Origin of the sequence: Actinoplanes sp. NPDC051411 (assembly GCF_040682075.1) — a bacterium.
Lineage (GTDB): Bacteria > Actinomycetota > Actinomycetes > Mycobacteriales > Micromonosporaceae > Actinoplanes.
Genome location: NZ_JBFBAD010000042.1, coordinates 52,570 through 71,844 on the forward strand (window position 1 = coordinate 52,570; position 19,275 = coordinate 71,844).

At 71.7% G+C, this 19,275-nt stretch carries 16 protein-coding genes and 1 pseudogene; 9 read left to right on the forward strand and 8 right to left on the reverse strand.

Annotated features, from left to right (window positions below; all coding sequences use genetic code 11):
• Window positions 1-197: 197 nt before the first annotated feature.
• Window positions 198-3,260 (reverse strand): ExeM/NucH family extracellular endonuclease, encoded by a 3,063-nt coding sequence (locus tag AB0M88_RS23630; protein ID WP_364105605.1) that lies wholly within the window; start codon window positions 3,258-3,260, stop codon window positions 198-200.
• Between the two features lie 423 nt (window positions 3,261-3,683).
• Here AB0M88_RS23630 and AB0M88_RS23635 point away from each other — a divergent pair, with 423 nt between their 5' ends.
• A complete protein-coding gene (locus AB0M88_RS23635; RefSeq protein ID WP_364105607.1) occupies window positions 3,684-5,906 on the forward strand; it encodes an EAL domain-containing protein in 2,223 nt (740 codons plus the stop codon).
• Window positions 5,907-5,914: 8 nt separating this feature from the next.
• Here AB0M88_RS23635 and AB0M88_RS23640 read toward each other — a convergent pair whose 3' ends face one another.
• From AB0M88_RS23640 to AB0M88_RS23655, 4 genes and pseudogenes are all read right to left on the reverse strand, one after another.
• The gene (locus AB0M88_RS23640) at window positions 5,915-6,460 is read right to left on the reverse strand and encodes a DUF5565 family protein (protein ID WP_364105609.1); all 546 of its coding nucleotides are present in this window, start codon (window positions 6,458-6,460) and stop codon (window positions 5,915-5,917) included.
• Window positions 6,461-6,521: 61 nt separating this feature from the next.
• The gene (locus AB0M88_RS23645) at window positions 6,522-7,160 is read right to left on the reverse strand and encodes a cellulose binding domain-containing protein (RefSeq protein WP_364105653.1); all 639 of its coding nucleotides are present in this window, start codon (window positions 7,158-7,160) and stop codon (window positions 6,522-6,524) included.
• Window positions 7,146-9,044: pseudogene (locus tag AB0M88_RS23650) on the reverse strand (glycoside hydrolase family 48 protein); the annotation flags it as partial. The pseudogene AB0M88_RS23650 and the gene AB0M88_RS23645, both read right to left, overlap by 15 nt.
• 287 nt (window positions 9,045-9,331) lie before the next feature.
• Window positions 9,332-9,793: a phage tail protein gene (locus tag AB0M88_RS23655; protein WP_364105611.1), complete on the reverse strand. Its 462-nt coding sequence runs from the start codon at window positions 9,791-9,793 to the stop codon at window positions 9,332-9,334.
• A 70-nt stretch (window positions 9,794-9,863) separates the two neighbouring features.
• Between AB0M88_RS23655 and AB0M88_RS23660 the strand changes: the two genes are divergently transcribed.
• A complete protein-coding gene (locus AB0M88_RS23660; protein ID WP_364105613.1) occupies window positions 9,864-11,408 on the forward strand; it encodes a beta-N-acetylhexosaminidase in 1,545 nt (514 codons plus the stop codon).
• An 88-nt stretch (window positions 11,409-11,496) separates the two neighbouring features.
• Here the strand turns inward: AB0M88_RS23660 and AB0M88_RS23665 are convergent, their stop codons facing one another.
• Window positions 11,497-11,739, reverse strand: coding sequence for a hypothetical protein (locus AB0M88_RS23665; RefSeq protein WP_364105615.1), 243 nt, complete (start codon window positions 11,737-11,739; stop codon window positions 11,497-11,499).
• A gap of 323 nt (window positions 11,740-12,062) precedes the next feature.
• Here AB0M88_RS23665 and AB0M88_RS23670 point away from each other — a divergent pair, with 323 nt between their 5' ends.
• From AB0M88_RS23670 to AB0M88_RS23700, 7 genes are all read left to right on the forward strand, one after another.
• Window positions 12,063-13,289: an ATP-binding protein gene (locus tag AB0M88_RS23670; RefSeq protein ID WP_364105617.1), complete on the forward strand. Its 1,227-nt coding sequence runs from the start codon at window positions 12,063-12,065 to the stop codon at window positions 13,287-13,289.
• A gap of 8 nt (window positions 13,290-13,297) precedes the next feature.
• Window positions 13,298-13,762 carry a roadblock/LC7 domain-containing protein gene (locus AB0M88_RS23675; RefSeq protein WP_364105619.1) on the forward strand — a complete coding sequence of 155 codons (465 nt, stop codon included), beginning with the start codon at window positions 13,298-13,300 and terminating at the stop codon, window positions 13,760-13,762.
• Between the two features lie 14 nt (window positions 13,763-13,776).
• Window positions 13,777-14,142 (forward strand): DUF742 domain-containing protein, encoded by a 366-nt coding sequence (locus AB0M88_RS23680; RefSeq protein WP_364105621.1) that lies wholly within the window; start codon window positions 13,777-13,779, stop codon window positions 14,140-14,142.
• Between the two features lie 16 nt (window positions 14,143-14,158).
• Window positions 14,159-14,722 carry an ATP/GTP-binding protein gene (locus tag AB0M88_RS23685; RefSeq protein ID WP_364105623.1) on the forward strand — a complete coding sequence of 188 codons (564 nt, stop codon included), beginning with the start codon at window positions 14,159-14,161 and terminating at the stop codon, window positions 14,720-14,722.
• A 23-nt stretch (window positions 14,723-14,745) separates the two neighbouring features.
• Entirely contained in the window at window positions 14,746-15,996 is a 1,251-nt protein-coding gene (locus AB0M88_RS23690) for a styrene monooxygenase/indole monooxygenase family protein (protein WP_364105624.1), read from the forward strand.
• A gap of 90 nt (window positions 15,997-16,086) precedes the next feature.
• Window positions 16,087-16,809, forward strand: a complete 723-nt coding sequence (locus AB0M88_RS23695) for a copper homeostasis protein CutC (protein ID WP_364105626.1) — start codon at window positions 16,087-16,089, stop codon at window positions 16,807-16,809.
• 132 nt (window positions 16,810-16,941) lie between these two features.
• On the forward strand, window positions 16,942-17,508 hold the full coding sequence (locus AB0M88_RS23700) for a DUF2267 domain-containing protein (RefSeq protein ID WP_364105628.1): 567 nt from the start codon (window positions 16,942-16,944) through the stop codon (window positions 17,506-17,508).
• Window positions 17,509-17,624: 116 nt separating this feature from the next.
• Here the strand turns inward: AB0M88_RS23700 and AB0M88_RS23705 are convergent, their stop codons facing one another.
• Both AB0M88_RS23705 and AB0M88_RS23710 read right to left on the reverse strand, forming a co-directional pair.
• Window positions 17,625-17,819, reverse strand: a complete 195-nt coding sequence (locus tag AB0M88_RS23705) for a ferredoxin (protein WP_364105630.1) — start codon at window positions 17,817-17,819, stop codon at window positions 17,625-17,627.
• A complete protein-coding gene (locus tag AB0M88_RS23710) occupies window positions 17,816-19,006 on the reverse strand; it encodes a cytochrome P450 (protein WP_364105632.1) in 1,191 nt (396 codons plus the stop codon). Before AB0M88_RS23710 ends, AB0M88_RS23705 begins: the two co-directional genes overlap by 4 nt.
• Window positions 19,007-19,275: the final 269 nt, after the last annotated feature.

The window sequence follows — 19,275 nt, forward strand, 5'->3', positions numbered from 1 at the left end:
ACACGCCCCCCCCCGCCCCCGGCCCGCCCCCCCCCCCCGGGGCGCCGGGGGGGGCCCACGCGGTGGCCGGGGGCGCCCCGCGCGGGCAACCGGGTCGGGCGGCGCGACCCAGCGTGCCGTCCGGCCGGGGTGGCTTCACGCGGCGACGAACGAGCCGCCTCCCCCACTTGCCGGGAGGCGGCCCGTTCGGTCAGCGGCTACCTGGCGAGTTTCCAGGGGCCGTACGGGCTGTCGGCCGGCTTCTCGTTGCGGGTCCACCACTGGGCGACGTACTTCTTGCCCTGGTAGATCGCCACGTTACCGGCCGTGAAGATGCGCGTGGGTGTCCACAGCGCGGTGCCGTCGGGCGCCGTCGCCATCTCCATCCACGGGCCGTTCACGTCGCCCGGCTTCTGGTTCTGCGTCCACCACAGCGCCTGCCAGGTCTTGCCCTGGTAGGTCACGGTGTCGCCGGCGTTGTAGACCGTGGTCGCCTTCCAGGCCGGCGCGACCGGCGTGGACGGCAGGTTGAGCCCGACGACGACCGGGTCGTGGTCGGAGGCCGCGAACGGGTCGGTGCCGTTGAACAGCAGCGTGACGTTGTAGTTGTAGCGGCTGTACGCGTACGCCACCGCTTCCTGCGCGTTGATCTGCCACACGTCGGCGCCGGTCACCATGGCCAGTGCGGCCGGGTTGGCGAACACGTGGTCGAGCGAGCCTTCGAGGCCATCGAACGAGTACGTCTGCTCGGACGGGTCAAAGGACGAGCCCAGATCGGTGTAGCCGGCCGCGTACAGGGCCTCGGCCGGGTCCTCGTGGGTGTACGCGTTGAAGTCGCCGACCATGAAGATCCGGTTCGTGCCGATCGCCGCCGCCTGCTTCGAGGCGAACGCCGAAGCGTCGGCCGCCTGGTGCACCCGGCTCTCGTTGAAGGCACCCTGGTCGGCGGCGGGCGACGAGGTGTCCTCGGCGTCGCCCGGGTAGAGCGGCGTGCCGGTGCCCTTCGACTTCCAGTGGTTGGCGACGACCAGGAACGCGTCCGAGTCGGCGGCGCCCACCTTCTTGAAGCCCTGGGCGAGCGGCTCGCGGGCGATCGAGAACGGCTGCCCGGCCCCCGAGTCGCCGGTGAGCACCGCGGACGGGCCGACCAGCGACACGTCGGCCGGCTTGTAGATGAACGCGGTCCGGATCACGTCCTGCTGGTCGAGCGGCGGCAGCTGGTCGGCGGCCGGGGACGGCACGTACGCCCAGATGTTGGCACCCGCGGCCACGTTGAGGGCGCCGACCAGGCCGGACAGCGCGGTGTCGCGCGGCTCGCCGAACTTGGCCGAGTTCTCGATCTCCTCCAGCGAGACGACGCTGGCGCCGAGCCGGTTGATGCCGGTGACGATCTTGCTCTGCTGGCGGGCGAAGCTGACGTCGTCGGCCGCGCCGCGCGGGCCCGCGCTGCCGTCGGTGCCGGTGCAGGTGTTGACGCCGATGTGGTTGCCGTCGCGGTCGTTGTAGTAGGTGCAGGTGCCGAGCCCGGCCGCGGTGTAGGCGGCGCCGGTCATCGGGAAGTAGTTCTCCACGTTGAACGTGGCCAGGCGAGTGCCGCTGACGTCGGCCGGCTGGGCGTTGCCGGTGCGGAGGTCGCTGAACGTCGCCACCGCGGCGCCGTCGTCGGTGACCTGCGCGGTCGGCTGGAAGTTCCACAGCGAGTTGCGGTAGTCGAGGATCAGCGGCTGGTGGAAGGTCACCTTGGCGCCGACCGTCACCGCCTTGGTCGCGGTCAGCCAGGGCAGCGGGTGGCCGGAGTTGGCCGCCGAGCTGAAGTTCATGCTCGAGCCGTCGTCCAGGGTGACCGTGCGGGCCGCGTTGTCGGCCGCTGTGGCCTGCGCCTCGGCGCTGCCGGCCCGGCCGGCGTCGGTCGGCTGGCGCAGCGGCTTGTCGCCACTGGCCAGCGTGAACGAGCCGTAGAAGTTGGCGTCGAAGTTGTCGGAGACGGTGAAGTCGCCCTGCGGCGCCAGCAACTCGCCCTCGTGGGCCTCCTTCTCGGCCGTCGTGTCCAGATCGGACCAGGGCAGCTTCTCTCCGGAAACGGCCGGGAGCGCGTCGTCGAGCCTGGTCACGGTCGGGCTGCCGAGCTCGGTCTCACCCTGGAACTCGGACACCTTGCCGGTGACCCGCACGCTCTCGCCGACCGTCACCTGGGCGGCCGAGATCGATCCGAAGACGAAGACCGCGTCCGAGGCGCCCGGAGTGAGGTCGGTGCCGCCGCCGGCCCCGCCGGTCTCGACGAAGAAGCCGCTGAAGCCGCCGGTCGGGTAGGCCGCGGTGACGACGCCCTCGGTGGTCACGGTCTGGCCGGACAGCGGTGAGGTGTCGGTGTCCGTGCCCTGGATCGCGGCGATCGGGGTGATCGTCGCGGTCGAGGCCACCTCGATGCTGAAGGTGGTGCTGCCGCTCACGCCGTTCGCGTCGGTCGCGGTGACGGTCACGCTGGAGGTGCCGGCCGCGCTCGGCGTGCCGGACAGAACCCCACCCGGCGAGAGGGTCAGGCCGGCCGGGAGGCTGGTCGCGCTCCAGGCGTACGGCGTGGAGCCGCCCGTGGCGGCAAGGGTGACCGGGGTGATCGCCGTGCCCACGACGGCGCTCTGGTTTCCGGGGTTGGTCACGGAAACCGTCGCCGCGCCCCCGTCGGAGGCCGCGTTCTGCGGCGCCGGGGTGGCGGTCGTGAAGTCGGCCTGGTTGTTGTCGGTGTCGGCGCCGGTGGCCGCGCGCTGGTAGCTCAGCACGAGCGAGTTGCCCGCCGCCGCGGTCCCCTCGGGCGCGTTGCTGGTGCCCCAGCCGATGCGGTCGACGACCGAGGCGTCGGTCGGCAGCACACCGGAGGCGCTCGCCGCGACGTAGAGCGTGCCGCCGCCCGCGCCCGGGTTGACGCTGCCGCCGGTGCTCAGGTCGGCCGCCGGCAGGGGGGCGCCCGGGTTGCTGGCGGCGCCGTTGCCCGGCAGCTGGATCAGGAAGTGACCGTGCGCCGCGACCGAGCCGGACAGCCCGAACACCTGTGATCCACTCGGGACGACGGTGCTGGTCGGAGCGCGGTATTGCAGGGTGTCGCCGGACAGGTCGACGGCGGCGCCGGTCGGGTTGAAAAGCTCGACGAACTTGTTCGCGAAGCTCGCGCCGGACGAGCCTCCGTTGACGTAGGCCTCGCTGATGACCAGGCCGGTCCCGGCCGGATCGGCCGACGCCGGAGTGGCGAACAGCGGGTACGCCGCGACTCCTAACGTCAGTGACAAGGCCCCTATGGTGAGTCGCCTCATGAGCGCCCCTCTTCTATGTGTGACAAAGGCTCCGGCTCTCGCGGGCCGACCTTCGGACGCTAGGCGCCGACGGTCGAATCCACGGAGGACGAAACCTGAACGGTGCATGTCAGGCTAGAGCACCTTGCCGATGGTTCGGACGGTTGACCGCCAACCTCTTCGATCTGGACATAACCGCAGCTCATCGAAGGCGACCGATGTGACGCCCGGTCGGGAACGGGAGCCGCCCGGCCGATGACCCGCACCCTCGGCCGAACCCGCGGTTGCGGCCGGGTCCGGCCCGCTCAGTTTCCGATCATTCCGGCCGATCAAAGCGTCGCCGGAGTCGATGAAGGGGTCGGGCAGACAGTGACGGGTGCAGGCGGGCGGGACAGGCGCGACCGGGGTGGACCCCTGTTCGTGCTGGTGGCGCTGGCCGGCGTGGCCGGCGCCCTGGCCTGGCTGGTGGGGCTGCCGGGGCACGAGGCGCTGGGTAACCTGGGTGGTACGGCCGGGCTGGCCGCGGCCGCGTTCGCCTGCCACCGGGTCAGCCGGATCACCGGCGACGATCCGCAGGTGCGCGGCTTCTGGCGGCTCTGGTCGTTCTCGGCCGCCATGCTGGTGCTCAGCACGCTCTCGGCGGTCGTCCGGACCGCGCTCGGCCGTCCCGGCCTGCTGATGTACGAGATGGTGCCGACGCTGGTCAGCCTCAACCTGGCGATGGCCGCCTTCCGGCACGTGCCGCTGACCCGCCGCACCACGACCGACTGGGTGCGGCTGGCCCTCGACGGGGCCGGCGTCGCGGTCGCCGGCGTCGTGTTCTTCGGCTACGTCGTGCTCGACATCGTGCCCGCGACCACGCCCGCACCGGCCCGCTGGGCGGCGGCCGCGGTCGGCGTGGGCTGCCTGCTCGCGCTGGTCGTGTTCGGGAAGGCGGCGGTCAACCCGGAGGGCCGGGTCGACCCGGGCGCACTCGGCATCCTGGCCGCCGCGCCGGTCGTCGGGATGGTCGCGGTCGTGCTCTTCCTGGGCGGCACCCCGCTCGGCATGACGCTGCTGTCGCTGGTCGGCTATCCGCTGGTCGGGCTGGCGATCTGCGGGGCCGCCTACCGCCAGGCGCGTCTGCACGCGGCGAAGAACGGCCGGACGCCCCACCGCTCGCTGGCCGACGCCGCCCAGTATCTGGCCGTGGCGGTCATCGCCGCCCTGGTCATCACCGTGTCGGCCCGGGACCTGACCGGGCGCGGGCAGGCGGTGATCGTCGGGGCGGTGCTGATCGCGGCGATCCTGGTCGCCCGCCAGCTGCTGAGCCTGCGCGAGAACAAGGTCGCGCTGCACGGCATCCGGCGGCAGCAGGCCGAGCTGGAACGCCTCGCGCTCACCGACGCGCTCACGGGACTCCCCAGCCGTACGGGATTCGGGTTGGCGCTCGCCGAGCGCCTGGAGAAACCGGGCCCGGCCACCGTCTTGATGATCGACATCGACGACTTCAAGGACATCAACGACACGCTCGGCCCGTCCGCCGCCGACCAGCTGCTGCACCAGATCGGCCGGCTGCTGCGGGCGACCTGCGGCCCGGACGAGGTGGCGGCCCGGCTGGGCGGCGACGAGTTCGCCATCCTGGTCCCGAGTGCCGACCCGGTCACGGTCGAGGCGGCGGCGACCCGGTTCCAGCTGGCCGTGAGCCAGCCGGTGCGGGCCTCCGACCAGCAGCTGCTGCTGCACGCCAGCGTGGGTGTGGCCATCGCCGCGCCGGGCGAGAGCGCCGACGAGGTGCTGCGCAACGCCGACATCGCGATGTACGCGGCCAAGGAGTCGGGCAAGGCCTCGTGGGTGCGGTTCGAGCCCCGGATGCGGCAGGACATGGCCGACCACGCCCGGATGGCCGGCGAGTTGCACGAGGCGCTGGTCCGCGGCGGCGAGCTGCGGCTGCACTACCAGCCGGTCTTCGACCTGGTGACCGGCGAGATCGAGGGGGCCGAGGCGCTGGTCCGCTGGCAGCACCCGACCCGGGGGTTCATCTCGCCGGGCGAGTTCATCCCGGTCGCCGAGCGCTCGGGCCTGATCGTGCCGCTCGGCGCCTGGGTCCTGCGGGAGGCCTGCCGGGCGCTGGCGGCCAACCGGCAGATCGAGGCCATCAACGTCAACGTGGCCGTCCGCCAGCTGCGGGAGGCGACCTTCGTCGACGAGGTCGCCGCGATCCTCAGCGAGACCGGGCTGACCTCGCGCAACCTGATCCTCGAGGTCACCGAGTCGTCGGTGGTCGACGGCCGCCAGGTGCGGGAGACGCTGCAGGCGCTGCACGAGATGGGCGTACGCCTCGCGCTCGACGACTTCGGCACCGGCCAGTCGTCGCTGAGCCTGCTCCGCGCCTTCCCGGTCGACGTGCTCAAGCTCGACAAGTCGTTCGTCGACGGGGTGGCCGACGGCGCCGACCGGGGCCGGATCGCGGTCGCCGCGGCGGTCGCGCAGTTGGCCGAGCACCTCGGGCTCAAAGCGGTCGCGGAGGGGATCGAGAGCGAGGCCCAGCGGGAGCGTCTGCGCGCGATGGGTTACCGCTACGGCCAGGGCTTCCTGATGGGCAGGCCGATGCCGGAGCTGCCCACGGCACCGGCCCCGGCCGGTCGGCCGGCCACCGCCTGACCGCTGTTTCAGTCCCGCGCGAAGTCGCGGTGCTTGAGCTTGGCCCGGCGGCCGTCCGGATGATGCCAGACGATGCCCTCGAACTGGGGATGGGCCAGCAGCCAGGCCCGCAGGCCGGCGAAGTCGCGCGGGGTGTCGAGCACGTCGGCGTCGGCGTGCCGCACCAGCCGGTGGGTGGGCACGCGCTCCGGGTTGCCGTTGATGCGCGGGCCGATCAGCTCGTACGTGCCGGGCCGGCCGGCGGGAAGGGAGGCGGCCGCCTCGACGTGGCACGTCGCGTACGAGGAGTTGGCGATCGGCTCCCAGCCGACGGTCTTCCCGGTGACCTCGTCGGTGTCGACCGGGCGGTAGCCCGGCGGGCGCGGGCGGCCGGGGCGCACCTCGCGCCGCGCCCACCACACGCCGTCCTCGTCGAGCAGCACGCAGGTGCCGTCGTATTTGCGGGTCGGCGTGCCCTCGCCGTCGAGCACCCACCGGCATTGCGGGTGCACCTCGTCGAGCGTGCGCCCGCGGTCGGCCGGGTCGCGCAGGAACACCGTGGGGATCTTGTTCACGGCTTTATCAAATCAAAGCGGGCAAGGGCTTTTCCGGCCGGAAAAGCCCTTGCCCCGGGGGTCAGCTTCCGGTCGCGGTCACCGTGGGTGCGGCGTTACTGCCGGTGTACGTGCCCTGGAAGCCGAACGACGCCGAGCCGCCGGGGGCGATCGCGCCGTTGTAGCCGACGTTGGTCGCCGTGACCGCGGCGCCGGACTGGGTGACCGTGCCGTTCCAGGAGTTGGTGATCTTCTGGCTGCCGGCGTAGGTCCAGGTGACCTTCCAGCCCTTGGTCGCCGTGGTGCCGGTGTTGTTGACGGTGACCGTGGCGGTGAAGCCGCTGCCCCAGTCATTGTCGACGTGGTAGGTCGCGGTGACCGTGCCGGTGCCCGGGTTGCCCCCGCCGCCGGCCGGGGTGGTCACGCTGACCGCCGACGAGGCCGCCGAGATGTTGTTCGCCGCGTCGCGGGCCTTGACCGTGTACGAGTACGCCGTCGACGCGGTCAGCCCCGAGTCGGTGTACGACGTCGTGGTGGACGTGCCGACCTGGGTGCCGCCCCGGAAGATCAGGTAGCCGGCGACGGCGACGTTGTCGGTCGACGCCGTCCAGGTCAGGGCGACCGACGACGAGGAGGACGCGGTGGCCTTGAGCGCCGTCGGGACGCTCGGCGCCGTGGTGTCGGTCGGCGGCGGGTTGGTCGTGCCGCCCCCGCCGAACAGCTCCGAGTAGACGGCGAACGCCATCGCGATGTCGGCCTGGGCCCAGAACCGGTGGTAGGTGAAGGACGGCACCGCGCCGCCGTTGAGGTAGGCCTGGACCTTCGGGAAGTCCGGGTCGTTCTTGTAGAACGAGCGGATCGACAGGAACGTCGAGCTCGAGTTGATCGTGTCGCCGTTGGGCATCTTCCCGGTCCAGCCGGACGGGACGTAGACCTTGTCGTTGAACCGGCTGTAGTCGGTGCGGGTCTCGGCGATCGCGATGCCCTTGGTGTCGGTGTGCGCCGACAGGGCGTCGAGCAGGTTCTTGCCGAGGGTCTGGGCGGCCGTGTTGCTGGTCGCGGCGGCGTAGTAGAGCAGCGCCTTGACCAGGCCGCCGGCCACGCCGACGTCGGTGCCGGTCTCGGCGACGGTGACGTGCAGGCCGGAGTTGCTGCCGGGGCTGGCCGCGTTCCAGGTGTCGGGCTGGCCGGTCCAGGAGAGCGTCGACGGGATCGCGAACGTGCCGCCGGTGCCGACCGTGGTGTGCGCCGAGACCCAGGTGACCCACTTGTCGAGGATCGGCTTGATCTTGGCGTCCTTGGTCAGGTAGTAGTACTCGGCCCAGCGCTCCATGCCCCAGACCTGCATGCCGAACCAGTTGTTGGACGGCGGGTCGTGGTAGACCGGCTCCCAGTCGTAGAACATGCCGTAGAAGGTGGGGGTGCCGGCGGGCGGCGTGCCGTACTGGCCGTCCCAGCTGTTGGTGGCGCCGCCGGCGATGCCGCCGTCGGGCGACTGCAGCCACTGGAGGAACTCGATCTGCCGGGTCAGGCTGGTCGCCCAGTCCGACTTGGCGGTCGGGCCCTTGGGGGCGATCGCGGTCTCGGCCGACAGGGCGTACGCGGCGACCGGGTTCTGGTAGCCGTGGTGGGCCGAACCGTCGCCGATGCGCCACGCCCAGCCGCCGCCCGGCTCGGCGCCGCCCCACGCGTAGTACCAGCCGAGCAGGTAGTGCTGCGAGTTGCGGCCGGATCCGGCCGAGCACGCGGTCGCGCCGACGCAGTTGCCGATCTTCTTGAAGTACTTGTCGAACATCGCGTAGCGCAGGTAGTCGCCCATCTTGGCGGCCTTGGCCACCGAGGCGGAGACCGCGCTCGCGTTGCCCTGGGCCGACGCCCACCGGTAGGCCCAGTAGGCGGCCTGGATGGCGCGCGCGTCGGCGTCCGGCGCGTTGGTGTACTTCCACTGCTTGGAGTAGCTGGTGTCCTTGACGAACAGGTCCAGGTAGCCGTTGGTGCCGCCGTACGTCATGAGGTCGGTGCACGGCTGCGGGACGGTCTCCCAGACCGACTCCTGCGAGCCGCGCTGGTAGCTGTTGATGTAGCAGGGGCCGGAGGCGGTCGGGCCCTGCTCGGCACCGGTGCCGGCCTTGTTGCCGTAGCCGTAGACGTTGTCCACGTCCATCAGCCAGTGCATGGCGTAGATGTCGGAGGTGCCGTAGGCCGAGCTGAGCTCGCCGGCGATCGGGTCGGCGCCGACCGACACCGAGGTGTCGATCTGGCTCGGGTACTTCGACGGGTCGGGCCACTCCGGGATGTACGACGCGGGCGCGCTCGCGTTGTACGACGAGTTGCTCGGCTGGTCCACGGTCTGCGGGATGATCGACTTCTCGGCGACCGCCCAGGCGTTGTTGAACGGCGCCCAGTCGCCGGTCACCCGGCCGTAGGTCGCCTCGAGCCACATCCAGTAGCTGAACGCCTCGGAGGTGGTCTCGTGGCCGTGGTCGGGCGCCTCGACCATCAGGGTCTCGACCGAGTGGTAAGGCACGCCGCTGGAGTGGAAGTAGCCGTTCGCCGAGCTCTTGATCTTGTTGTACTGGTCCAGGAACTTCTGCGCGTACTCGTCGGTGGCCGCCGCGACTGCGGCGCGAGTCGCGGATTCGTCCTTGGCCGCGTTCGCGATGCTCGGGCTGACGGCCAGCCCGACCACCGCGCCGCCGGCCGCGGTCACGAACCCTCTCCGGGACAACGGAGCCATTAAGTCCTCCTCGGGTGGTTGCGATGCCACCGACCCCGGCACGGTCAAGCTTGGGAGCGGACGCCCGAAACGCCGATGCAACATCGACGCGAATCATTACATGGGAGCGCTCCCAGGAACAAGAGTGCGAACTGACCCCGGCACGACCCCAGGCGTCAGTGCTTGTTCTTGATGACGAAGTAGGAGCCGCGGATCGTGCCGGCCAGCTTCGACTTCTGCCGGGCGAACTTGAACGCGCCCAGCTCCTCCGGAACGTCCATCCCGTCGGCGAGCTTGAACCCGACCGCCCGCTTGCCGCCGTCGTCGATCGTGTACATCACGTTGATCGACAGGCCGTTCTCGTAGAAGACGTAGGCCATCCGGATGCCCTCGACCTCGAACGCGGTCGCCTCGAGCGGCCGGGAACCGATGACGATGCCACGCTCCTGTTCGAGGATGCCGCTCACCCAGTCGACGGCCGCCCGGGCGTCGCTCGCGGGCTCGACCGTGAACACGTGGCCGTACTTGTTCCTGAAGTAGCGGGCCTCGTTCGCCCGCAGGCCGGCGAGCGCGGCCGCGACCGGCGACGATTCCAGGCCGGCCGTCGACACGGTCTCGAAGTCCACGACGTAGGACATTCGTCGAACATACCCGCGCATTACGGCAGGCACCTTCACATATAGAAGCTTCCGTATGTAACGTCAGGCCATGGGTCACCGTCTCGCTGTTGTTCTCGCCGCTCTCGCCCTGCCGCTGGCCGCCACCGGGGCCCCGGCTCAGGCGGCACCCACCACGGTGCCGCTCGGCAACGTCATCCCGGCCCCGGTCGAGGTACACCCCGGCGGCTCGCCCTTCCGGCTGACCGACCGCACCGTCATCGAGGCCCCGTCCGCCGCGCGCACCGTCGCCGACCGCCTCGAAGAGGCCCTCAAACCGGCCACCGGGTTCCGGCTCCCGATCATCGGTCGCGCTTCTTCCCGTACGCCCGTGATCGCGCTCAGACTCAGCGGCCCCGCCACCGGTTACCGCCTCACCTCGGGCCACGACCGGATCACCATCGAGGCGCGCACCGCCGAGGGCCTGTTCGACGGGGTGCAGACGCTGCGCCAGCTGCTCCCGGCCGCGATCGACGCGCGCACCCCGCAGAGGCGGGACTGGGCGGTCGCCGGCGGCACGATCGTCGACCACCCGAGGTACGCCTACCGCGGCGCGATGCTCGACGAGGCCCGCCACTTCCACACGCCGGACGAGGTCAAGCAGTACATCGACGAGATCGCCCGCTTCAAGGTCAACTACCTGCACCTGCATCTCGCCGACGACCAGGGCTGGCGCATCCAGATCGACTCGTGGCCCCGGCTGACCCGGATCAGCGGCGGCGCGGGCACCGGCGTCGACGGGGTCGGCGGCGGCTACCTGACCAAGGCCGACTACAAGGATCTGGTCCGTTACGCGGCCGCCCGCTACGTCACGATCGTCCCCGAGATCGACATGCCCGGGCACGTCAACGCCGCGCAAGTCGCCTATCCCGCGCTGACCTGCGACGGGGTGGCTCCCCCGCCGCGCACGGACACCGAGGTCGGCTACAGCTCGCTGTGCACCTCCAAGGAGATCACGTACCGGTTCGCCGAGGACGTCATCCGCGAGATCGCCGCGATCACCCCGGGCCCCTACATCCACGTCGGCGGAGACGAGGCGCACGCGACCGCGCCGGCCGACTACGTGGCGTTCGAGCAGCGGGTGCTTCCGCTGGTCGCCAAGTACGGCAAGATCGCGTACGGCTGGCACCAGATCGCCCAGGCGCCGGCCGCGAGCAGGGCGGTGGCCCAGTTCTGGGGCACCGACGACACCGACGCCGACCTGGTCGCCGCCGTGAAGACCGGCACCAAGGTCGTCATGTCACCGGCCAACCAGGCCTACCTCGACATGAAGTACACCGAGGACACGCCGCTCGGGCAGGACTGGGCGGCGCTCATCGAGGTGCACGACGCGTACGGCTGGGACCCGGCCACCCGGGTGGCCGGCGTGCCCGCCTCGGCGGTGCTCGGGGTCGAGGCGCCGCTCTGGTCGGAGACCCTGCGCAGCCTGGCCGACATCCAGTACATGGCCTTCCCGCGCCTGCCCGCCATCGCGGAACTGGGCTGGTCGGCCAGCTACAGCTGGGACTCGTTCCGGGCCCGGCTCGGCACCTACGGCCCGCGCTGGGACCGCCAGGGCGTGAACTTCTACCGCTCGCCGCAGATCGACTGGTCCTAGGTTCAGCCCGCCGGGCGGAGGTTGCCGACGGCGTCGTCGACCAGAGTGGCCAGGTCGGCGCGGTGCTCGGTGATCTCCGCCCCGGAGTTCACCGGCTGCCGGAACCAGACCTGGATGAGCAGCTCGACGTTGCAGAGTAGGCGTCGAGCAGGAGGCCGCCCTGGCCGTCGGTGATCGCCCGGGCCCCGTCGGCCAGGCCGGGGAACACGGTCGACCCGGCCGTCGGCCTCGCCTTGGCGGCGGCGATCCGCTGGAGCAGCAGCGAGCGCCCGTGGGCCGCGAGGGCCGGGTCGCGGTCGCCATCCCCGTGACAAGAAAGATCGAAAGGCACCGCAGCCTGACGACATGCGCAAGTCACCTCTCCGGGGGAATCCGCGGCCGGATCGAGGATGTCGCACAAACCGGGCCGGACTCGTGTTCATGGTCTGCCCAGAATGGCCGGAGTGGTCGTCCGTCGTGGACACGCCAGGCACGGCGGACGACCCGCGAGGGGTGATGCGGAGCGGGTTTTCGCAGGTCAGCGGGCTCGGATGACGACGATGGTCAACACGACAATTAGGCGTGTAGGGTACAACCCGCATAGATGCTGATACCTCGCGCTTCAGGGCAAGAAACGGAAACGGGAGCACTGGCGCCTCAAGGGGGATCGATAGGGTGAACTGGATACCCGGGTGGCTTCGTCGTCACGAGCCGGGCCCACCGCCAGAGGAAGAGAGTGAGCCGCCGGTCGTTCAGCAACCGCCGATCGCGCCGCCGCCGTTCGCCCTCCACGACCCGTGGCGGCCGCTGGCCAGCGAGTTCGCGCTGCGGCTGCTGACGCTGACCTGGGAGGCGGTCCACTACATCGGGCAGGCCGAGGAGGCCGAGCCCGACCCCGAGCGCCGCAACCTGCTGTTCCGCATCGACCACGCGGTCACCCGCACCCGGCGGCTGGCCGAGAACCTGCGGGTGCTCACCGGCGAGACGGTCGAGGACCCCGACCAGCAGACCACCACGCTGCAGGATGTGGTGCACGCGGCGGGCGCCCCGGCCGAGCACTACGAGCGGCTGCACTTCGGGCCGATCATCGACCTGGCGGTGGCCGCGGTCGCCGCCGACGACGTCATCCGCATCCTCACCGAGCTGGTCGACAACGCCGACCGCTACTCGCCGCCGACCGAACCGGTCAACGTCTCGGCCCACCTGACCGGCGACGGCGACGTGCTGGTGCGGGTCGAGGACAGCGGCATCGGGCTCAACCCGGCCCAGGTGCCGTGGTTCGACCACGTGCTCTCCGGCGAGGCCCGGGGCGAGGGCGACGAGCTGCAACCGGCCCACGTCGGGCTTCCGGTGGTCGCGGTGCTCACCCGGCGGCACCGGAGCCTTCGCGTACGGCTGAGCCCGCGCCGCCCTCGCGGCACCGTCGCGATGTTGCTGATCGGAGCCGACCTGATCTGCGAGATCCCGCACGCGGGCACACCGTCCCTGACCGCCCAGCAGTTCCCGCCGCGGCACGCGCAGAACTCGGCGGCGGCCCGCATGGCGCCGCCCTCGCCGCGGCCCCGGCCGGCGATCCCGATGCAGCAGTCGGCCCCGAACGCGATGCCGATCCGGCCGCCGGTCACGGGAGCCGAGCCGACCGTGATGCTCCCCCAGCACCAGCCGGGGGTCTATCCGGTCGCCGGTCAGACGGTCATGCCGGCCGACCGGCCGACCGCCGAACCGACCGTCCGCCGGGCCACACCCCCGATGCCCCGCCGGGTGCCGGGCAGCGTCCGCGGCGCGCAGCCCGCGGCCGAGGAGCCGGCGATCCCGGCCGCCCCGCACACCACCGCGTGGCCGGACGACGCCGCCGCGTTCAACTCCGGCGTCGATGCCGCCCGCGCGCACTTCTCCGACTAAGGACCGTGATGACTGACTACGGCTATCCCACCGGCGCCGACAAACTCGACGTCTCCTGGTTGATCGACCAGCTCGTCGGCGAGGTCCCGACCATCACGTACGTCGTCCTGGTCTCGGCCGACGGCCTGCACCTGGCGTCGGCCGGCCACCTCGACCGGGACCGGGCGGAGAGCGCGGCCGCCCTGGCCTCCGGGTTCCTCAGCATCACCGGCCAGTTCGGGCACGTGTTCCGGCTCGGCGCGGCCCCGGAGAACCTGAGCGTCCGCTATCCCGGCGGCCACCTGGCGTTCCTGCGGATCGACGACCAGGCGGGCGAGTTCGTGGCCGCGCTGATCGTGGCGGCCACCCCGCAGACCCAGCTGGCCGGCCTCGGCTATGCGATGACCCGGTTCAGCCAGGCGGTCGGGCACGCGCTCACCCCGGAGATCCGGCACGGTCTCCACCAACGCACCCTGCCCCAGCCGGCGCACTGATCGGAGCATGCACCATGGCTACGTGGAACGGGCCGCACTGGAAGGTGCGCCCGTACATGACCGGCAAGGCCCGCAACAGCAGCCGCCGGCACCAACTGCTGATCCATACCCTCGTGTCGACCGGCAACCGCTTCGATCCGCTGCTGGCCGCGAGTCTGGCCCCGGCCACCCGCCGGCTCTACGAGCGGGCCCAGGACATGTGCTCGATCGCCGAGCTGTCCGCGTTCAGCGGGCTGTCCCTCGGCGTCACCCGGGTGCTCATCGGTGACCTGCTCAAACTCGGCCAGTTGGTGATCCACGACGATCGCCGCATGTCGGCCCCCCAACAGGACGTCCAACTTCTGGAGAGACTTCGTGCCGGGCTTCTCAAGCTCACCTGACGTGCCGGGCCGGCAGATGACGTCCGCGAAGATTGTGATCGCGGGCGGGTTCGGCGTCGGCAAGACGACCTCGGTGGGCGCCATCTCCGAGATTCCACCGATCAAGACCGAGTCGTGGATGACCGCGGCGACCGAACACATGGACCGGCTCGACCCGGGCACCGGCAAGACCACCACCACGGTGGCGATGGACTTCGGCCGGGTCACCATCGACGAGGCGCTGGTCCTCTACCTGTTCGGCACCCCGGGCCAGCCGCGGTTCTGGACGATGTGGGACGACCTGGTCCGGGGCGCGGTCGGCGCGCTGGTGCTGGTCGACACCCGCAACCTGGAGTCCTCGTTCGCGGCGGTCAACTACTTCGAGCACGACGCCGGGGTGCCGTGGGTGGTCTGCGTCAACCTGTTCGACAACGTGGCGACCCATCCGCTGGACGAGGTGCGGGACGCGCTGAGCCTGCCCGCCCACATCCCGTTGCTGGCCACCGACGTACGGGAGAGCCGCAACGTGGCGCGGGCCCTGCTCGCGGTCGTCGACCACGCCCGGGATCGGGTGGGCCCGCTGGCCATCGCGGCCCACTAGCCGTTGGTAAAAGGAGGCAAATCTTGCGCAACATCCTCATCGTCGGAGCCGGGCAGGCCGGTCTACAGCTCGCTTTGAGTTTGCGAGCCGAGGGCTACGACGTGACGCTCATGTCGGCCCGGACGCCGGACGAGATCCGCACCGGCTGGCCCACGTCGACGCAGGCGATGTTCGACCTGGCCCTGTCGTCCGAGCGGGCCTATCAGCTCGACGGGTGGCAGTCCCAGACCCCGCAGATCCAGGGTCTGCACGTCGTGCTGTCGGCGCCCCCGGGCGAGATGGCCTTCGGCGCGCCCTGCCCGCTCGACGCGCCGGCCCAGTCGGTCGACCAGCGGGTGAAGATGGCCCAGTGGCTGCTCGACGCCGAGGACCGCGGCGTCGAGGTGATCTACAACTCGGTGACCACCCAGGACCTCGACGCCCTGACCCAGCTCGGGCGCTACGACCTGACGATCGTGGCGGCCGGCAAGGGCGAGCTGGTGGCGATGTTCGACCGCGACGACAACCGGTCGGTGTTCACGTCGCCGCAGCGGGGACTGGCCGTCTCGTACGTCCACGGCCTCGCGCCGGATCCCCGCTGGCCGGTCCCCCACGTGGGTTTCCACGCCATCCCCGGCCTGGGCGAGCTCTTCGTCATCCCCGGCCTGACCAACAGCGGGCCGTGCGACATCCTGTTCTGGGAGGCGGTGCCGGGCGGGCCGCTCGACCGGTACGCCGACGCGGTCGGCCGGATGGCGCCCCAGCTGCACCTGCAGATCACGCTCGAACTGATCCAGGAATACCTGCCCTGGGTCCACGAGCGGGCGGGCGCGGTCGAGCTGACCGACGCCAAGGCGACGCTGCACGGGCGTTACACGCCGACGATCCGGCGGCCGGTCGCCCACCTGCCGGGCGGCGGGCGGGTGCTCGGCCTGGCCGACGTGGTGATCGCCAACGACCCGATCACCGGACAGGGCTCCAACACCGCGGCCAAGGCGGCCGACTACTACCTGAAGTCGATCCTGGCCCGGGGCGGCCACCCGTTCGACGAGACGTGGATGAACGCGACGTTCGAGGGCTTCTGGACCGCCCACGGCGCCGCGGTGACCGGCTGGACCAACGCCATGCTCCAGCCGCTGCCTCCGCACGTGCAGCAGTTGCTGGGCGCGGCGGCCGGCAACCAGGACGTCGCGCGGCGGTTCGCCAACGGCTTCTCCGACCCCAACGACTTCGGCAACTGGCTGATGGACCCGGACAAGGCGACGGCCTATCTCGCCGAGGTCTGCGCGGCCTAGATTCCAGGCCGGGCGGCCATGTCGAGCCGCCCGGCATCGCGCGCCGTCGACCGGCCGGGCGCGCCGGGTTGATCTATATACTCACCGGCGATGGTCGACTTCGAGCTAGCTGTCCAGGATCCGCCGGGTTTGACGATCGCGGCCCGTCTCGGGGTCGACCGCATCGAGCTGTGCTCGGCGCTGCCGGTCGGCGGCGTCACCCCCTCGCTCGGCCTGGTCGAGACCGCGGTCGCGATGCCCGGGATGCCGCCGGTGCACGTGCTCGTGCGGCCCCGGCTGGGCGGCTTCGACTACTCGCCGGACGAGGTCGCGCTGATCCTGCGGGACGTGCGGCACGTCCTGGCAGCAGGCGCGGCCGGGGTGGTGATCGGCGGGGTGCGCGACGGCCGGGTCGACCAGGACCTGGTCCGGCGAGTGCTCGACGTCGCGGCCTCCTGCCCGGTCACGTTCCACCGTGCGTTCGACACGCTGAGCGACCCGGCGGGCGCGATCGGCACGCTGGCTGCGCTGGGCGTACGCCGCATTCTCACCTCGGCGGGCGCCGCCTCGGTGGCCGACGCGCTGCCTTTTCTGGCCGAGCTGGTCGCCGTCGCCGGCGACCGCATCGAGATCATGGCCGGTGGGGGCGTACGCCCGGACGACGTCGAGAAGATCGTCCGCACCGGCGTTCCCGCCATCCACGCCTCGGCCAAACGCACCGTCCCGTCGGCCGTCGGCGTGACGCTGGGCACGGCCGCCCGGGCCGGCGAGAGCGGCTTCGAGACCACCGACGAGGCCGCGGCGGCCCGCATCATCGCCGCCCTCCGAGCGTGACCCTCGTCATGCCGCCCGCCGTCCACAACTGACGGTCCAGCGCGCCTGCCTCCGGTTTCCCCTGTCGGCCGCCCAGCCGTCTTCTCCTGTTCGCCGAATCCGCCGCGATCCTCCCGTTTGGGTGTCATCTTCATGGGTAATCGTGGCCAGCGGTTGTTACTCGAGGGGGAGGACGCAATCCAGGTGGACGACGAGGATCTGCTCGCCCGGGTCCAGCACCGCGGCCGGCTTCACGGCCGCAACGAATCCCGCCGCGCGGTGTGCGCGGTGGTCGAGGCACTCGGGGAGTTCCTCTCCGCCCGAGCGTTCCACCTACTGGCCGAACAGTTACCGCTCCCGGTCCGTCACCGTCCGCCGGCCGACCCGGCCGTGCCGACCTCCCGCACCTTCCTGGCCGGGATCGCCCGGCGCCTGCTGATGGACGGCCCGGACGCCGCGTTCACCGCCCGGATCGTCCTCGAGGAGCTGAACGCCACCGGCCGGGTCATCACCCCCGCCCGCTTCGCGCACCTGGTCGCGCCCGACCTGCGCCCGCTGCTGGGCGCCCGCCGCGCCCCGGTCACCGCCAGCGAGACCAACCCGGCCCCGCGCCGCGTCATCCGCGTCACTCCCGCCCCGGTCCGCCCCGTTACGGCCCGGCCCGCGACCCCGCCCGCGGTTCCCACCGCCGCCGCCTCGGCCACCGGGGCCGGCCGGTAAACCGGCCGCTGTTCCGCCGCCGCCGTCTCGGCCAGCCGGGCCCGGGCGGTAAGCCGGCCGCTGTTCCGCCGCCGCCGTCTCGTCCATCCGGGCCGGGCGGTGAACCGGCCGTCCGGTCAGCGCTGTAACGCGATGACGGCCGCCGGGCAGCGGTCCACCGCCTCCTGAACGGCCGCCCGGGAGTCCTCGGGCGGCGACTCGTCGAGCACCACCACGACGGCCTCGTCCGGATCCTGGTCGAAGACCGACGGGGCGATCAGCGCGCAGTTGCCCGCCCCGATGCAGCGGTCCCGGTCGACGGTGACCTTCACGACCAGGCCACCGGCAGTTCGACCGGGCCGCGGACGACGCTGTCGCGCTTCCACTCGATCTCGGAGACCGGCACCGCGAGCCGCAGCGCCGGCACCCGGGTGGCCAGAGCCGCCAGCACCGTGTTGAGCTCCATGCGGGCGACCTGCTGGCCGACGCAGGCGTGGGCGCCGTGCCCGAAGCCGATGTGCGGCCCCGGCCTGCGGGCGATGTCGAGCACGTCGGCGTCCGGGTAGAGCGCCGCGTCCCGGTTGCCCGACTGCACGGCCACGACCACGTAGTCGCCGGCCCGGATCTCCTGGTCGCCGAGCCTGGTGTCCTCGGTCGCCTGCCGCAGCAGCCCGGTGCCCACCCCCAGGTAGCGCACCAGTTCCTCGGTCGCCGGCACCGCCAGCGCCGGGTCGGCGACCAGCTTGTCCCACTCCCCCGGCGTGTTCAGCAACGCCACCAGGCCAAACGTGATCATCGAGGCGGTGGTGTCGAAGCCGGCGATCAGCAGCGCGGCGTTCATCTCGACCAGTTCGGCGTCGGTGAGCGGGCGGTCGCTGCTCTCGCCCTGCAGGATCATGCGGCTCAGCACGTCGTCGCCCGGCGCCGCCCGGCGCGACACCACGGCCTGATGGAGGTAGCCGAACAGCGGCTCGAGCGCCGCCCGCAACTCGACCGCGGTCGTCGACGTCGTGAACAGCGCCTGCGCCGCGTTGCGCAGCAGATAACGCTGGCCGGGCGGCACCCCGATCAGCTCGGCGATCACCTCGGTCGTGATCGCGGTGGAGAACGACGCGTGCAGCGGATAGGGCTGGGGCGACGCCAGCATCCGGGTGATCGCCCGGTCGGTGATGTCCTCGACCAGCGGCTTGAGTTCGCCGAGCCGCCGCGCGTGCGAGACCTGGGGCGCGAAGTTGCGCCGGATCCGCACGTGCTCCGGGCCGTCCCGGCGGGTGAAGCTGTCCGGTTCCGACTCCGGGTCGAAGGCGGCCAGCATGTGCGAGGCCTGACCGGGCCGGGCCGAGAACCGGCGGCCGTCGCCGAGCACCTCCCGCACCCCGGCATAGTCGGAGACCAGCCAGGCGGTCAGCCCGGTCGGGCAGGCGACCTGGACGACCTGCGAGCCGGGCCGGGACAACGAGGGCGCCGGCTCGAAGGGCAGTTCCCATTCGCGCGGAAGCGGCAGGGCGGGCACAGACATCGCATCCTCCACTTTGGGTAGTCAAAGTCACACCTTAAGTGAAGGGGTCGATCCATGGGGTTCCCGGCCGTGCCAGATGGGCCGAGAGCCAGTCGAACGCGGACGCCCTCCACCCTGCCCGGGCGATCCCACGCGACCGCCAGCAGAACCGCGACGCCGACCACGCCCACCAGCACCGGCTGATCGATCCTCATCACCCACCCGCCAGCCGCGCGCCTGTCGAGTGCCTTCTCCCGGTCAGCCCGCCGGCCGCATGGCCGCCGGCTGAG

Bases quoted from the DNA above. Each gene is read 5' to 3' on its own strand.
- AB0M88_RS23680 (WP_364105621.1), top strand. From the start codon at position 13,777: ATGGCTACGTGGAACGGGCCGCACTGGAAGGTGCGCCCGTACATGACC.
- AB0M88_RS23675 (WP_364105619.1), top strand. From the start codon at position 13,298: ATGACTGACTACGGCTATCCCACCGGCGCCGACAAACTCGACGTCTCC.
- AB0M88_RS23695 (WP_364105626.1), top strand. From the start codon at position 16,087: ATGGTCGACTTCGAGCTAGCTGTCCAGGATCCGCCGGGTTTGACGATC.
- AB0M88_RS23660 (WP_364105613.1), top strand. From the start codon at position 9,864: ATGGGTCACCGTCTCGCTGTTGTTCTCGCCGCTCTCGCCCTGCCGCTG.
- AB0M88_RS23700 (WP_364105628.1), top strand. From the start codon at position 16,942: ATGGGTAATCGTGGCCAGCGGTTGTTACTCGAGGGGGAGGACGCAATC.
- AB0M88_RS23685 (WP_364105623.1), top strand. From the start codon at position 14,159: ATGACGTCCGCGAAGATTGTGATCGCGGGCGGGTTCGGCGTCGGCAAG.
- AB0M88_RS23710 (WP_364105632.1), bottom strand. From the start codon at position 19,006: ATGTCTGTGCCCGCCCTGCCGCTTCCGCGCGAATGGGAACTGCCCTTC.
- AB0M88_RS23655 (WP_364105611.1), bottom strand. From the start codon at position 9,793: ATGTCCTACGTCGTGGACTTCGAGACCGTGTCGACGGCCGGCCTGGAA.